Consider the following 15,450-nt stretch of genomic DNA (forward strand, 5'->3'; position numbering starts at 1 on the left):
TTTTGCCGCTTCTGCCGCAGCGCGATTAAAGTGAAATGGCAAAATGACGATATTAAAAGGGGTCCCTTGTCGCGTTGTGGAGCGTTGTTGTCATGCGCCTGGTTCAGCTTTCTCGTCACTCTATCGCTTTTCCTTCGCCTGAAGCGGCGCTACGCGAACCTAATGGTCTGCTGGCGCTGGGCGGAGATTTAAGCCCGGCCCGGTTGCTGATGGCCTATCAGCGCGGCATTTTCCCCTGGTTTTCTCCCGGCGATCCGATTCTCTGGTGGTCGCCCGATCCGCGCGCCGTACTGTGGCCGCAGACGTTTCATATCAGCCGCAGCATGAAACGCTTTCATAAATCTTCTCCCTACCGAGTTACCCTCAATCATGCCTTTGGCAAAGTGATTGACGGTTGCGCGCAGGATCGCGACGAAGGTACCTGGATTACGCCCGATATAGTGATGGCCTACCATCGCCTGCACGAGCTTGGCCATGCACACTCAATTGAAGTGTGGGAAGGCGACGAACTGGTCGGCGGAATGTACGGCGTGGCGCAGGGCTTGCTGTTTTGCGGCGAGTCGATGTTTAGCCGCCGCATTAACGCCTCGAAAACGGCGCTGCTTGTTTTCTGCGACGAGTTTCTCCGCCAGGGCGGCAAATTGATTGATTGCCAGGTGCTGAATAATCACACCGCATCGCTGGGCGCAGTAGAAATACCGCGCAGAGATTATTTACTCCAGCTTGCCGAATTGCGTGCTGTCCCTTTGCCTTCACATTTTTGGGTGCCGCGAACGCTGTTTTTATCTCCTGAATAATGTTTTCGGCACATTTTTTATCAGGGTGTTATAATGGACGCTCAAAGCAGCTTTTGCCTGTTGCCCCGCCCCATCCGGGAGTCGTTCGTATCAGGGATGCCCTTCGTTTTATTCCATCGCTCCCCTTTACGGTTGCGCATTTAGCGCGTCCTGGCTGTGGCGTGAGGGTAACTGGCAAAAGTCGTTTTGCTGCGTTTTATCAGCACAAATCTTTACTTAACACACGAACTTCGGCATTATCTTGCCGGTTCAAAAATTATGGTAGTGATACCCCCGAGGATTAGATGGCCAAAGAAGACAATATTGAAATGCAGGGTACCGTTCTTGAAACGTTACCTAATACGATGTTCCGCGTAGAACTGGAAAACGGTCACGTGGTCACTGCGCATATCTCCGGTAAAATGCGTAAAAACTACATCCGTATTCTGACGGGCGATAAAGTGACTGTGGAACTGACCCCGTACGACCTGAGCAAAGGCCGCATTGTCTTCCGTAGCCGCTAAGATCTTCCGCCAGCACAACTAAGTGCACCTGATATTAAAGGCCGGGTAAAACCCCGGCCTTTTGTTTTTCTGCGTTCTTCTTTCCTTTCGCAACTCAGGACAAATGTCTATACTGAACCATGACAAATGTCTGCAAAGAGGAGGGGAAATGAGAACCTGGAGCCCGGAACAAAAACCGGTTGAAAATGCGCTCTGGCGTTTCGCCGGTTTCCCCGCTAACCGCGGTATAAAACTTGTTCAGATGTTGAATGAGGGTTTGCCTGTCAGCATTCTGGATAATATCCATGAGTGGACGGAGATGTCCCGCTCCGACATCCTGCGCGTCACTGGTATTAACGAGCGCAATGTCGCCCGCCGTAAGAGCGCGGGACGCACCTTAACGCCGGAAGAGAGCGAGCGGATCGCCCGCTTGGTTCGCGTGATCGACGCCGCCGTTCAGTTTTTTGGTGATAAAAAAATGGCGTACGCCTGGCTACAAGCGCCGGTACGCGGCCTCGGTAACGTTGCTCCTATCTCCCTGATTGCAACTGAAAGTGGCGCACTGGAAGTCACCGATCTGATTGGCCGCCTGGAGCACGGAGTATTTGCGTGATTTTTTATCGCCTTGTGTCGCGCCGCTACGCCAGCGAAGCCTGGACCGGCAGCGGTGCGAATCAATATGGCGGCAGATGGAATCACAAAGGTCACCCGGCGGTTTATGTTGCCTCATCCGTTTCCCTCGCCGCGCTGGAAATGCTGGTGCATGTACACAGCGACACGATCCTTAGCCAGTACGGCCTGTTCAGTATCGACATTCCCGATAAAGAGATTGAATATCTGGATAAACAGTGGCTGCCGCCGGACTGGCAGGAAAACCCGGCTCCGCTTTCAACGATGGATCTGGGAACCGCCTGGCTGGAAGCCAATAGCGCCGTCGCGCTGGTAGTTCCTTCCTGCGTCATTCCTCTGGAAAACAATGCCATCCTCAATCCACAGCACGCTGGATTCAGCAAGTTACTCAAATCAGTAAAAGAGCTTCCTTTTTCGTTTGATGCGCGTCTGGCTTCATCCTGATCGCTGGCGGGAACCTGCTTTACTGGATAACACACTTATCTGATCCAGCCACCAGCAGGCAAATCGCAGGCATAAAAAAACCGGGTTCAGTGACCCGGTTTTTGTGAGTTAATGACAGAGATTAGTGGGCGGTTTCCGGTCTGTGCTTCTGGGCACTCTGGAAGTCATACTCCAGCACATCTTTTTCCTGATTCAGCGTCACGGTTACCTGACCACCGTCAACCAGCGAGCCGAACAGCAGTTCGTTGGCCAGCGGTTTTTTCAGGTTGTCCTGGATAACACGCGCCATCGGGCGAGCCCCCATTGCACGGTCATAGCCTTTCTCGGCCAGCCAGTTGCGGGCTTCCTGACTGACTTCCAGTGACACGCCTTTCTGATCCAGCTGCACCTGGAGTTCGACGATAAATTTGTCGACCACCTGATGGATCACCTCGGTAGACAAGTGATCGAACCAGATAATGTTGTCCAGACGGTTGCGGAATTCCGGCGTAAAGATCTTTTTGATCTCTTCCATCGCATCGGTGCTGTTATCCTGGTGGATAAGACCAATGGATTTACGCTCGGTTTCACGCACCCCGGCGTTGGTGGTCATTACCAGCACCACGTTGCGGAAATCTGCTTTGCGCCCGTTGTTATCGGTCAGCGTACCGTTATCCATCACCTGCAACAGCAGGTTAAAGACATCCGGGTGCGCTTTTTCGATTTCATCGAGCAACAGCACCGCGTGCGGATGTTTGATCACCGCATCAGTCAGCAGGCCGCCCTGATCGAAGCCGACATATCCCGGAGGCGCACCAATCAAACGGCTGACGGTGTGACGCTCCATATACTCGGACATATCGAAGCGCAGCAACTCAATACCCAGCGCTTTCGACAACTGTACGGTCACCTCGGTTTTACCCACACCGGTTGGACCAGCAAACAGGAAGGAGCCGACCGGTTTATGGTCCTGACCCAGCCCTGCGCGGCTCATTTTAATGGCTTCGGTTAATGCCTCAATGGCTTTATCCTGGCCAAACACCAGCATTTTCAGGCGATCGCCGAGATTTTTCAGCGTGTCGCGGTCACTCTGAGAAACGCTTTTCTCAGGAATACGCGCGATGCGCGCAACAACCGATTCGATATCCGCCACGTTGATGGTTTTCTTACGCTTGCTCACCGGCATCAGACGCGCACGCGCGCCCGCTTCATCGATCACGTCAATCGCTTTATCCGGCAAATGACGGTCGTTGATGTATTTCACCGCCAGTTCCACCGCTGCACGCACCGCTTTCGCCGTGTAACGTACATCGTGATGCGCTTCATACTTCGGCTTCAGACCGTTGATAATCTGCACCGTTTCCTCAACGGACGGTTCAGTAATATCAATTTTCTGGAAGCGGCGCGCCAGGGCGCGATCTTTTTCGAAAATGTTGCTGAATTCCTGATAGGTAGTCGATCCCATCACACGGATTTTACCGCTGGAAAGCAGCGGCTTAATCAGGTTAGCAGCATCGACCTGCCCGCCGGACGCAGCGCCTGCACCGATGATGGTGTGGATCTCATCGATAAACAGAATGCTGTTGTTGTCCTGCTCAAGCTGTTTCAGCAGCGCTTTGAAACGTTTTTCAAAATCACCGCGGTATTTGGTACCCGCCAGCAGCGAACCGATATCCAGTGAATAGATAGTGCAGTCGGCCATAATTTCCGGCACGTCACCCTGCACAATCCGCCAGGCAAGGCCTTCGGCAATCGCCGTTTTACCGACCCCGGACTCCCCAACCAGCAGAGGGTTGTTTTTACGGCGGCGACACAGCACCTGCACCGCGCGCTCAAGCTCTTTGCTGCGGCCAATCAGCGGGTCGATGCCACCAACACGAGCAAGCTGATTAAGGTTGGTGGTGAAGTTTTCCATACGTTCCTCCCCGCCTGCTTGCTCTTCGCTGTTCACCTGGCTGCTACTGCTGCTACCTGCATCCGATGACGGTCCCGGTTCGTCTTTACGCGTACCGTGAGAAATAAAGTTCACCACGTCGAGGCGGCTCACTTCATGTTTGCGCAACAGATAAGCCGCTTGCGACTCCTGCTCGCTAAAAATGGCAACCAGCACATTCGCCCCGGAGACTTCACTACGACCAGAGGACTGAACATGAAACACCGCGCGCTGCAAAACACGCTGGAAGCTGAGCGTCGGCTGCGTGTCGCGCTCCTCTTCGCTCATAGGTAGAACGGGTGTGGTTTGTTCGATGAAGGCTTCGAGTTCCTGCCGCAGCGCCACCAGGTCCACGGAACACGCTTCAAGCGCTTCGCGGGCCGAGGGGTTACTGAGCAATGCCAGTAACAAGTGCTCGACGGTCATAAACTCATGTCGGTGCTCGCGCGCTCTGGCGAAAGCCATATTTAAACTGAGTTCCAGTTCTTGATTGAGCATAGGGCACCTCCCCCAAGTTTCATGCCTGCATTCAGGCTCTTTCCAGCGTACACAGCAACGGATGCTCGTTCTCCCTCGCATACTTGTTCACCATCGAGACCTTAGTCTCTGCAACTTCGGCGGTGAAAACACCGCAGATAGCCTTGCCGTGATAGTGAACTGTAAGCATCAGTTGCGTTGCACGTTCTACATCATAAGAAAAGAACTTTTGTAGCACGTCAATAACAAATTCCATCGGCGTGTAATCATCGTTCATTAACATGACTTTATACATGGATGGCGGTTTTAGCGCATCGCGCAATTTTTCTTCCGCCAATTGGTCGAAATCGAGCCAGCTATTACTCTTACCCATCGTTAGCGCTTCATCTTAGGTTACAGGTTCCGGCGGTCTTTAATCGGCCGATTACATGAGTCTAGATGTATTTTTAATCTACATCAGATGTCAGATAACAATCATCTATCGTTGCCATCCGCGACGGCTGTCACATTCTGTTGTCATAGCGTTAACTGCTTCAAAATTTTGATGCGCCGCCTCCCAGAACCCCTGCCAAACGCTTGACGCATTATACGATTTATCTAAATTGTACAGTCGAGAGTTGGTGAGGTTTTGAACAGCCCACTCGCTCTGCCACCGGTTCATTCCATCTTACTTAAATAAGATTTACGAAGGATGTCGAAGCATGGAAACGGGTACTGTTAAGTGGTTCAACAATGCCAAAGGGTTTGGTTTTATTTGCCCTGAAGGCGGCGGCGAAGATATCTTCGCGCATTACTCCACCATTCAGATGGATGGTTACAGAACGTTAAAAGCCGGACAGACAGTCCGGTTTGATGTACACCAGGGCCCTAAAGGCAATCACGCCAGCGTTATCGTGCCCGTCGAAGTGGAAGCCATGGCCTGACGCCAGCAACCTCATTGTGTACATGCCGCAGTTAAAATGCCAGCCCAATCGGCTGGCATTTTTATTACTCGCGAGCCAACGCATCCACCGGGTCCAGGCGCGCCGCATTGCGTGCCGGCAACCAGCCAAACAGCACCCCGGTAAACGTTGAACACAAAAAGGCAGTAATCAACGCAACCGGTGAAAAACCAATTTCCCAGCCTGGTAAAAAGAGCTGCAACGTAAACGCGATCAACATCGAAAGCGTTACGCCGAGCGCACCACCGACCAGGCAAACAAACACCGCCTCAATCAGAAACTGCGACAACACATCGCCCGCTCTGGCACCCACCGCCATCCTGATGCCGATCTCGCGGGTTCGCTCGGTCACAGAGACCAGCATGATATTCATCACACCGATGCCACCAACCAGCAGGGAAATCACCGCCACCAGCGTCAGGAACAATTGAAGAGTACGTGTGGTCTTTTCCGCAGTTTTCAATACCCCGTCCATATTCCAGACGAAGAAATCTTTTTTTCCGTGCCGCAAATTCAGCAATCGGGTGAGCTGCTGTTCAGCCTGCTCACTGCTGTAGCCATCTTTCACCCGAACGGTAATAGAGTTTAGCCACGACTGGCCCATAATACGCCCGGAGATGGTCGTGTAGGGCAGCCAGACGCGCAGGATTTTGCTGCTACCGAACATGGATTGCTTCTCTTCCGCCACGCCAATCACCGTTGCCGGCATATTGCCGACCAGGATAACCTCACCCACCACGCTGACTTTATTGGGAAAGAGCTGGCGGCGGGTATTGCTGTCGAGCACCACCACCTGCGCCCGTCCCTTCTCCTGCTCGGCATTGAACGACGCGCCTTCGCTGAAGGTCATGCCATAAACATTAAAGTACTGCCCGCTCACACCATTTGCGCTGGCCGCGACATCAATATTGTCATTGCGCAGACGCAGGTTTTGCGAAACCGACGGTGTCGCCGATCGCACCCACGGCTGTTTCTGGATCGCCAGCAGATCGTCATATTTCAGCGCCTGCTGGTATTGCGGCTCGTCATCGCCAAAATCCTTACCGGGATAGACATCAATGGTGTTGGTGCCGATCGAACGGATATCCGCCAGCACGAGCTGCTTCGCCGCATCGCCCACTACCACAATCGAGACCACGGAGGCGATACCGATAATAATGCCGAGCATGGTCAACAGCGTGCGCATCTTATTCGCCGCCATTGCGCGCCAGGCCATAGTCAGCGCTTCATGAAAACGGCTGATAAACTGCCGCCAGCCACCCGCCTGCACAGACACGGCATCGCGGTTACCCGCTGTTACCGCTCGTTCACGGGCCGGAGGATTGCTGATAAGTTCGCCATCGCGAATTTCAATCACTCGCTCAGCCTGTGCTGCCACTTGCGGATCGTGGGTGACGATAATCACCGTATGCCCACGATCGCGCAGTTGATGAAGGATCGCCATCACCTCTTCGCCTGAGTGGCTATCCAGCGCACCGGTGGGTTCATCGGCCAGAATGACCTGCCCTCCGTTCATCAACGCCCGGGCGATGCTGACGCGCTGCTGCTGGCCGCCAGAAAGCTGAGAAGGCTGATAATCCGTCCGCTCGCCCAGGCCAAGGCGCGTCAGTAACTCTCTGGCGCGTATCAGCCGCGCTTTACGATCGCTTCCGGCGTATACCGCAGGCACTTCAACGTTCTGCGCGGCCGTCAGATGCGAAAGCAGATGATAACGCTGGAAGATAAAACCAAAATGTTCACGCCGCAGTTGCGCCAGCGCATCGCCGCCAAGCGTGGAGACATCCGTTCCGGCAACGCGATATGTACCGCTGGAGGGTTTATCCAGACAGCCGAGTATGTTCATCAGCGTCGATTTACCGGAACCCGAAGCCCCGACAATCGCCACCATTTCACCGGCATTGATACTGAGAGTAATGCCCTTCAGCACCTCCACCTGCTCGTCACCAGAAGGATAACTGCGGCGAATATCCTTCAGCTCCAGCAGTACCGTCATTGCGCGGCCCCGCGATTCAGCTCGCCGATCACCACTTCTTCACCAGCATCCAGCCCTTTCACCACCACTACATCGGTATCATTACGTGCACCCAGCATCACTTCGCGCTCGCGGGTTTCACCGTTGCGCAGCACTTTCACTTTATAGCGATTATCACCAACCGGATCGCCCAGCGCCGCCAGTGGAATGGTCAGCACATTTTTCAGGCCGTTCAGTTGAATATGCACCTGCGCGGTCATATCCAGGCGCAATATGCCCTGCGGGTTCGGCACTTCAAAACGGGCGTAATAGAAAATAGCGTCATTGACCTTCTCCGGCGTCGGCAGAATATCTTTCAGTACCCCTTCATAGCGGGTGCCGGGATCGCCCAGCACGGTGAACCACGCTTTTTGTCCGGGTTTCAGATGGATAACATCCGCCTCTGAAACCTGCGCTTTAACCAGCATGGTGCTCATGTCGGCCAGCGTCAGGATGTTCGGCGCCTGTTGCACCGCAATCACCGTTTGCCCTTGCAAGGTGGTAATTTGCGTCACCTCACCGGCCATCGGCGCCAGAATGCGTGTGTAGTCGAGATTGGTTTTCGCGGTATCCAGCGTCGCCTGGTTGCGCTTTATCTGTGCATCAATAGTGCCGATCTGCGCCTCTTTGACTGCCACATCGGTGGCCGAGGTATCCAGATCCTGGCGGGAGATAAGATTGCGTTTCACCAGTTGTTGCTGACGCGCCAGTGTCACCTGCGCCAGCTTCAGTTCCGCCTGCGCCTGACGGCGTTGCGCGCGCAGTTCCATCAGCGTGGCATCCACTTCTTTGATCTGGTTTTCTGCCTGGTCAGGATCGATAACCCCGAGCAACTGATCCTTTTTGACTTTATCGCCAATATTGACCAACAGCGTTTTTAACTGGCCATTCACCTGTGCGCCAACGTCAACTTTACGTAATGCATCAAGCTTGCCCGTCGCCAGTACGCTCTGTTGCAATTCGCCAGGGCGGACAATCAGCGTCTGATACTGCACCACCGGCGCGTTTAATTTTCCCCACAGCCAAAAGACGGCCAGTAAAATGACGACCGCCAGTACGATAAATACCGTCCTGCGTTTTCCCTTAAGTTTCATAAAAATCCCGGATAATCTGACACGCGGCCTGTAGATAACATTCTTAACCAAACAAAATATCAACGAAACAGAAAATTCTTAATCTCTCCATTATTCATTTAGATGTTGTTGAAGCGCTGGCTGATGGAATGGCGATCTCTGTGAGATACCCGGATTTCAATATGTCCACCATCGCCGACACGATACATACCGATATGCCACTGCCGAAAACGGCATGGCAACTCTTTTATTCTCTTGCTTCGGGCGAACTGATGCCAGGACTGGCATGGCATCATCCTGCCTATCGCCGCAAATTTCTGCTACGTTCGCTGGCCACGCCGTTCAGCACCGCCCATTTTCTCACACGCCTGATACGTCAGCCCATGCTGGCCAAAATGTTACAGGTGCAGCCAGGTTTACCTTGCCGCCTGCATCGCCCATGGTTGTCGATGAATATCAACCGTGCACAAACGTGCGACGCGCTGTGCTGGCATTACAACACGATCGCGGCCCTGCTGCCCGCCAGGCTGGTTAATGGCTATCTTAACAAGTCGGGAATCACCGTTGCACTGTTGAACGGTAAAGATGAGCAGCATTATTCGTTGCGTCTGTGTTCAGAAGCCATGCTGGACAAGGAAGGTGAAGCAACGCTGGTATTCTGCGATGCACAGAATACCGTACTGGCCGGGCTGACATTTACCCTGTGTCAGTTTACCGGCAAAAACACGCTGTATATTGGCGGGTTACAGGGAGCCAAAGCCCACGTGCCGCATGAACTTATTCAGGCTGCGACCAAATCCTGCCACGGTCTCTTTCCAAAACGTCTGTTGGTAGAGGCCGCGATGACGCTGAGCCAGTTCCTGAACGTGCAGCAGATCCGCGCTGTCAGCAACGAAACCCATATCTATCGCAATATTCGTTACCGTCGAAAAAAGCAGGGGCAACTGCACGCAGATTACAATAGTTTTTGGCAATCATTGGGCGCCGTAGCTGACGCGTCCGGCGATTATATCCTGCCACTGGCAATGCCGCGTAAACCGATGGAGGCGATCGCCAGTAAAAAACGCGCAGAGTATCGACGCCGTTACGAATTACTCGATAGTCTGCATAGCCAGACTGCCAGACTCTGCCGGAATTAATCCGCGCGCCCGCGCGCCAGCCACAGCACGCGGGAAAACATCTTGCGCAACAGGGGCGGTACAGCATCTATCCCGCGGCGCCCCGCTTCCATCGCCACTTCTATCGCCAGATCCGGCTTCGATGAACGATGAATCGCTTTGATGATCACCCGACGCATATTCATCTGCACATTTTCCGGCAGTTGCGCCACTCGATGATAGATATCAGCAAAACCTTCCCGGTACATAAAATGTTCCATATCACGCGCCGGCAACTCGGTCAGATGCTCCCGTATCTGAACCTGATCATTATCCAGCAGGCTGCGCACCGTGGCGGCGTACTTTTTCCCCGCTTCATCGCCGTCCACCAGCACATGCCATTGAATCCCCATACGGCGGGCAAACTTAACCAGCGGTTTTAATCCGGACTGGGCGAATTCAATGACTTTCACCCCTTCGGCATCGAAATGGTGGCCGCACTGGCGCGCCAGTTCGTTAATCACCCAGGTTTCTGTCTCCCCTTCCACCAGCAGCCAACAGCGGGCAAACAGCGAAGAGGCGCGGTTGAAGCGGATATGGAAAGCGATACGCCGCGCATCCTCGGAATTTAAGCCGCCGGGCCCAAGACGCCAGGCCGCAACGCGCGACGATTCGCGCACCAGCCGACAGACCTGCTCAACCGGCGTCATCGACAACAGCTCACCAGAATTGGTCGTCGTCACCTGCTGCAATGGCAACAAATTCAGCAGTTGCCAGGCGACCGACAACATAATCGGGTGCAGCCGTGTTTCAGGATCTTCCACCAGCAGCAATGGCCGCGCGTCGCGGTCGAGGCGCACCGTTCCTTTCGCCTGCAATAAGGTGGCAAAAAAACTCAGCAGGATCACCCGGTACATACGGCCGCCGGGTTTGTCGATCATGCGGTTGATAATATCCAGATAGCGCCAGCTACGCTGCTCATCATGAGAGCGACGCCGCATCAGACGCTGGTGCGAAGCCCCACTGCCCTGTTCAGCGAAGTAGTGTTCCAGCAGTTGCACCATTGCGGAGAGACCATGGCGGATCTGCCCGTCCGTCAAATTTTGTGGTCGGGAAACCAGCTCGTGGGAGAGGAAATCAAGCTGCCGGGCGGTAGTTTCCATTTCGGGTGTATCAGGCATCGTACCGCTGCGGATACGCCGTAAAAATCGCGCATCGCGCAGACGCAACACCGGCATCAAACGCACCAGATGACGGGCGCACTCGTCGATATCGGGAAGATCGAGCAACTCCCCCTGTTCATTCAGAAAACCACGCAATGTCAGCACACTGCCATCATCAGACAGTTCGCCTTCATGGCGATAAAACAAGCGATGGTATCCGTCGTGACTGGGCACCCAGCATTCAGCAAGAGGACGATAGCGTCGCACGCGGTAGCGTCCCGGCTCAGATTCACGGAAAGTCAGAATAATGTGCAGATGGTGCTCACGCCCCTGGATATCTCCCGGCGGGAACCAAAAATCTTCCCGAACAAAATGGTAGAGATCGGTTTCCGGTGACAGTAATAACGTTAACGCATCAAGCAAGCTGGATTTACCCCAGGCGTTCTCACCAATCAGCACGTTATTCTGCTCAAGCTGCAACGATAAACGATTGATGCCGCGGAATCCGACAATGTCTACACGCTCCAGAATCATTCTTCCCTCCGGCTGTTTTCGTCTTTCTCGTCTATGCTTTCTGAGAAGTATAGCGGGGCGGAAAGCGCCAGGTCATGCGCTAAGTACAAAATTTTATTGAAAAATATGTAGCAAAGCGCAAATGCGGTTGAGGGAAGTACAATGCAAACAAATAAAAAGAACAAGAACCCAATCATAAAACAAATATCAAAACTCAATACCAAAATAATCCTATAGAACATATATTATATTTCAATTTATTTTAATTTATCAGTTGTTTTAACTACCACCAGGATTAGAATAACCGCGCATTTATTGGTGCTTTACCTATGGCAAGGGCGTTTGCCCGGTTCTGTTCTTATCGAGGTGGCTATGTTCAGAAAATTAGCAGCAGAGTGCTTTGGCACATTTTGGCTGGTGTTTGGCGGCTGCGGCAGCGCAGTGCTGGCCGCAACGTTTCCGCAAACCGGTATTGGTTTCGCTGGGGTTGCGTTGGCGTTTGGTTTAACGGTGCTGACCATGGCTTTTGCCGTTGGTCATATTTCAGGCGGGCATTTTAATCCTGCAGTGACAATAGGCCTGTGGGCAGGCGGTCGTTTTCCGGCGAAAGACGTGATTGGTTATATTGTCGCGCAGGTCGTTGGCGGCATTGTGGCAGCGGCGGCACTCTATTTTATCGCCAGCGGCAAAGCGGGCTTCGATGCAACAGCCAGTGGTTTTGCCTCGAACGGTTATGGCGAACATTCGCCGGGGGGATACTCCATTTACTCCGCGATGCTGATTGAAATCGTGCTGACCTGCGGCTTTCTGCTGGTAATCCATGGCGCCACGGATAAACACGCGCCGGCGGGCTTTGCCCCTATTGCCATTGGTCTGGCGCTGACGCTTATCCATTTAATCAGTATTCCGGTGACCAATACTTCCGTTAACCCGGCGCGCAGTACCGCCGTCGCAATATTCCAGGACGGCTGGGCATTGCAGCAATTATGGTTCTTCTGGGTAATGCCGATTATCGGCGGCATTCTGGGTGGGGTGATTTACCGCACATTGCTGGAAAAACGCGATTAATAAAATCAGGCCCGGCAAGCACGCCGGGCTTTTTTTTACATTATTACTGCGTCTTTTCGTGGCTTTACTCAGTTCCCACCTTTCGGTAGTGTGTCCGGCGCTTACTCATTTTTGCAAGGATTCGGGCTGTTCATGCTTTCAGGATTGCTAATTATTCTTCTGCCGCTGATCGTCGGCTACCTTATTCCCCTGCGTCATACTGCGGCTCTTAAACTGATCAATAAATTACTGAGCTGGATTGTTTACCTGATCCTGTTTTTTATGGGGATCAGCCTCGCGTTCCTCGATAATCTCAGCGCCAATCTGCTGTCGATATTTCACTATTCCGCGGTGAGCATCGTGGTGATCCTGCTGTGCAATGCCGTTGCACTGTTATGGCTGGAGCGTTCTCTTCCCTGGCAGCACCAGCATCAGCAGGAAAAATTGCCTTCGCGTCTTGCCATGGCGCTGGAATCCCTGCGTCTGTGCGGTGTGGTGGTTGCCGGTTTTGCCATTGGCCTCAGCGGGCTGGCGTTTTTACAGCATGCCGCGGAAGCCAGCGAATATACGCTGATCTTCCTGCTGTTGCTGGTCGGCATCCAGCTACGCAACAGCGGTATGACGCTGAAGCAGATTGTCCTCAACCGCCGCGGAATGATCATCGCCGTAGTGGTGGCGCTCAGTTCGTTGGTTGGCGGCGCCATCAACGCATTACTGCTTGGCCTGCCGCTCCAGACAGGTCTGGCGATGGCCTCCGGTTTTGGCTGGTATTCGCTGTCCGGCATTTTGCTGACCGAATCTTTTGGCCCGGTCATTGGCAGTGCAGCCTTCTTTAATGATCTGGCGCGCGAATTGATCGCCATCATGTTGATCCCCGGCTTAGTACGCCGCAGCCGATCCACGGCGCTCGGTCTGTGCGGTGCAACGTCAATGGATTTTACCCTGCCAGTGCTCCAGCGCAGCGGCGGTCTGGAGCTGGTACCTGCGGCCATTGTTCACGGCTTTATCCTCAGCCTGCTGGTGCCATTGCTCATGGCCTTCTTCTCTGCCTGATACCTCTTTGGCGGTAACTTTTTGCCGCCAAAATTGCGCTAAATCAATCTCCCTGTAAGTTGCACTGAAAAGCGCTTTTAAGGCTTCTCTCACCAGCATAATCTTAAACATGTATTTTAAATATAACTTTAAAAGTGAAGGTGTGACCATGTTTTGTGTGCAATGTGAACAAACCATTCGAACCCCGGCGGGTAATGGCTGTGCGTATGCGCAGGGGATGTGCGGTAAAACCGCCGAAACGTCCGACCTCCAGGATTTGCTGATTGCCGCGTTACAAGGGCTCTCTGCCTGGGCCTGCAAAGCCCGTGACTACGATCTCATCGATCATGAAATCGACAGCTTCGCGCCGCGCGCCTTCTTCTCGACGCTGACCAATGTCAACTTCGACTCCGTACGCATTGTCGGTTACGCCCGTGAAGCGATAGCCAAACGTGAAGCGCTGAAAGCGCTCTGCCTTTCTATCGACCCGAACGCCAGCGTTGATAACCCGATGGCTGAGCTGCAACTGGTCAGCGACGATCTGGGCGAATTACAGCGCCAGGCAGCAGAATTCACGCCGAACAAAGACAAAGCCACGATTGGCGAAAATATCCTTGGCCTGCGTCTGCTCTGCCTGTACGGTCTGAAAGGCGCAGCCGCTTATATGGAGCATGCGCACGTACTCGGCCAGTACGACAACGCTATTTATGCCCGCTACCATAAAATTATGGCCTGGCTGGGTACCTGGCCTGCGGACATGAACGCTCTGCTTGAATGTTCAATGGAAATTGGCCAGATGAACTTCAGCGTCATGAGCATCCTCGATGCCGGTGAAACCAGCACTTACGGCCATCCAACGCCGACCCAGGTGAACGTTAAAGCCGTCGCCGGGAAATGCATTTTGATCTCTGGTCACGACCTGAAAGATCTCTACAACCTGCTGCAACAAACCGAAGGCACCGGCGTTAACGTCTATACCCACGGTGAAATGTTACCGGCACACGGTTATCCTGAACTGCGTAAATTTAAACATCTGGTCGGCAACTACGGTAGTGGCTGGCAGAACCAGCAGGTGGAATTCGCCCGCTTCCCCGGCCCAATCGTAATGACCTCCAACTGCATCATTGATCCGACCGTCGGTTCTTATGACGACCGTATCTGGACCCGCAGCATTGTTGGCTGGCCGGGCGTGAACCACCTCGAAGGCGACGATTTCGCTCCGGTGATCCGCCAGGCACAGCAGATGTCCGGTTTCCCGTTCAGCGAAATCGAACACCTGATCACTGTCGGGTTTGGTCGCCAGACCCTGCTTGGTGCGGTGGATTCGCTGATAGACCTGGTGAGCCGCGAAAAACTGCGCCACGTCTTCCTCGTCGGCGGCTGCGACGGCGCACGCGGCGAACGTAATTACTTCACCGATTTCGCCACCCAGGTACCGGATGACTGCCTGATCCTGACGCTGGCCTGTGGGAAATATCGCTTCAACAAACTCGACTTCGGCAATATCGAAGGGCTGCCGCGTCTGATCGATGCCGGTCAGTGTAATGACGCCTACTCGGCGATTATTCTGGCGGTAACGCTGGCGGAAAAACTGGGCTGCGGTGTGAATGACCTGCCGCTGTCACTGGTACTCTCCTGGTTTGAACAGAAAGCTATCGTCATCCTGCTGACTCTGCTGTCGCTGGGCGTCACCAATATCGTTACCGGCCCGACCGCGCCGGGCTTCCTGACGCCGGATCTGCTGGCCGTGCTGAATGAGAAATTTGGCCTGCGCCAGGTCACGACCGTTGAACAGGATATGCAGCAGTTGCTGAGCGCATAAGGAGATAAC

At 53.6% G+C, this 15,450-nt stretch carries 14 protein-coding genes and 1 pseudogene; 10 read left to right on the top strand and 5 right to left on the bottom strand.

Going from position 1 to position 15,450, the window contains the following annotated elements; translation table 11 throughout:
- The first annotated feature begins 92 nt into the window (after positions 1 to 92).
- From aat to DK872_RS02745, 5 genes and pseudogenes are all read left to right on the top strand, one after another.
- Positions 93 to 797, top strand: a complete 705-nt coding sequence (aat, locus tag DK872_RS02730; RefSeq protein WP_035885865.1) for a leucyl/phenylalanyl-tRNA--protein transferase — start codon at positions 93 to 95, stop codon at positions 795 to 797.
- Between the two features lie 184 nt (positions 798 to 981).
- Positions 982 to 1,154: pseudogene (locus DK872_RS27465) on the top strand (hypothetical protein); the annotation flags it as partial.
- Entirely contained in the window at positions 1,082 to 1,300 is a 219-nt protein-coding gene (gene infA, locus DK872_RS02735; protein ID WP_001040187.1) for a translation initiation factor IF-1, read from the top strand. The pseudogene DK872_RS27465 and the gene infA, both read left to right, overlap by 73 nt.
- A gap of 148 nt (positions 1,301 to 1,448) precedes the next feature.
- A complete protein-coding gene (locus DK872_RS02740) occupies positions 1,449 to 1,892 on the top strand; it encodes an antitoxin Xre/MbcA/ParS toxin-binding domain-containing protein (RefSeq protein ID WP_007374123.1) in 444 nt (147 codons plus the stop codon).
- Entirely contained in the window at positions 1,889 to 2,353 is a 465-nt protein-coding gene (locus DK872_RS02745) for an RES family NAD+ phosphorylase (protein WP_035885866.1), read from the top strand. The genes DK872_RS02740 and DK872_RS02745 overlap by 4 nt, the downstream gene beginning before the upstream one ends.
- Positions 2,354 to 2,474: 121 nt before the next feature.
- Here the strand turns inward: DK872_RS02745 and clpA are convergent, their stop codons facing one another.
- Together clpA and clpS are read right to left on the bottom strand one after the other, a co-directional pair.
- Positions 2,475 to 4,763 (bottom strand): ATP-dependent Clp protease ATP-binding subunit ClpA, encoded by a 2,289-nt coding sequence (clpA, locus tag DK872_RS02750; protein WP_035885867.1) that lies wholly within the window; start codon positions 4,761 to 4,763, stop codon positions 2,475 to 2,477.
- A gap of 31 nt (positions 4,764 to 4,794) precedes the next feature.
- A complete protein-coding gene (gene clpS / locus DK872_RS02755) occupies positions 4,795 to 5,115 on the bottom strand; it encodes an ATP-dependent Clp protease adapter ClpS (RefSeq protein ID WP_007374120.1) in 321 nt (106 codons plus the stop codon).
- A 328-nt stretch (positions 5,116 to 5,443) separates the two neighbouring features.
- Between clpS and cspD the strand changes: the two genes are divergently transcribed.
- Complete coding sequence (gene cspD, locus DK872_RS02760; protein WP_007374119.1) at positions 5,444 to 5,665, top strand: cold shock-like protein CspD; 222 nt, start codon at positions 5,444 to 5,446, stop codon at positions 5,663 to 5,665.
- Positions 5,666 to 5,729: 64 nt separating this feature from the next.
- Here cspD and macB read toward each other — a convergent pair whose 3' ends face one another.
- A complete protein-coding gene (macB, locus tag DK872_RS02765) occupies positions 5,730 to 7,676 on the bottom strand; it encodes a macrolide ABC transporter ATP-binding protein/permease MacB (RefSeq protein WP_079518174.1) in 1,947 nt (648 codons plus the stop codon).
- Positions 7,673 to 8,788, bottom strand: a complete 1,116-nt coding sequence (gene macA / locus DK872_RS02770; RefSeq protein ID WP_079518175.1) for a macrolide transporter subunit MacA — start codon at positions 8,786 to 8,788, stop codon at positions 7,673 to 7,675. Before macA ends, macB begins: the two co-directional genes overlap by 4 nt.
- 161 nt (positions 8,789 to 8,949) lie before the next feature.
- Between macA and DK872_RS02775 the strand changes: the two genes are divergently transcribed.
- Positions 8,950 to 9,906, top strand: a complete 957-nt coding sequence (locus DK872_RS02775; RefSeq protein WP_090397176.1) for a VirK/YbjX family protein — start codon at positions 8,950 to 8,952, stop codon at positions 9,904 to 9,906.
- Here DK872_RS02775 and DK872_RS02780 read toward each other — a convergent pair.
- Entirely contained in the window at positions 9,903 to 11,561 is a 1,659-nt protein-coding gene (locus DK872_RS02780; RefSeq protein WP_007374115.1) for an ATP-dependent endonuclease, read from the bottom strand. The two genes, DK872_RS02775 and DK872_RS02780, sit on opposite strands and share 4 nt — an antisense overlap.
- A gap of 351 nt (positions 11,562 to 11,912) precedes the next feature.
- Between DK872_RS02780 and aqpZ the strand changes: the two genes are divergently transcribed.
- The 3 genes from aqpZ (at position 11,913) to hcp (ending at position 15,441) form a co-directional block, all read left to right on the top strand.
- Positions 11,913 to 12,608, top strand: coding sequence for an aquaporin Z (gene aqpZ / locus DK872_RS02785; RefSeq protein ID WP_007374114.1), 696 nt, complete (start codon positions 11,913 to 11,915; stop codon positions 12,606 to 12,608).
- A 132-nt stretch (positions 12,609 to 12,740) separates the two neighbouring features.
- The gene (locus tag DK872_RS02790; protein ID WP_079518177.1) at positions 12,741 to 13,640 is read left to right on the top strand and encodes a lysine exporter LysO family protein; all 900 of its coding nucleotides are present in this window, start codon (positions 12,741 to 12,743) and stop codon (positions 13,638 to 13,640) included.
- A 148-nt stretch (positions 13,641 to 13,788) separates the two neighbouring features.
- On the top strand, positions 13,789 to 15,441 hold the full coding sequence (gene hcp / locus DK872_RS02795) for a hydroxylamine reductase (protein WP_007374112.1): 1,653 nt from the start codon (positions 13,789 to 13,791) through the stop codon (positions 15,439 to 15,441).
- Positions 15,442 to 15,450 lie beyond the last annotated feature (9 nt).

It is taken from the genome of Kosakonia sp. MH5 (genome assembly GCF_009935945.1).
Classification (GTDB): Bacteria; Pseudomonadota; Gammaproteobacteria; order Enterobacterales; family Enterobacteriaceae; genus Kosakonia; species Kosakonia radicincitans.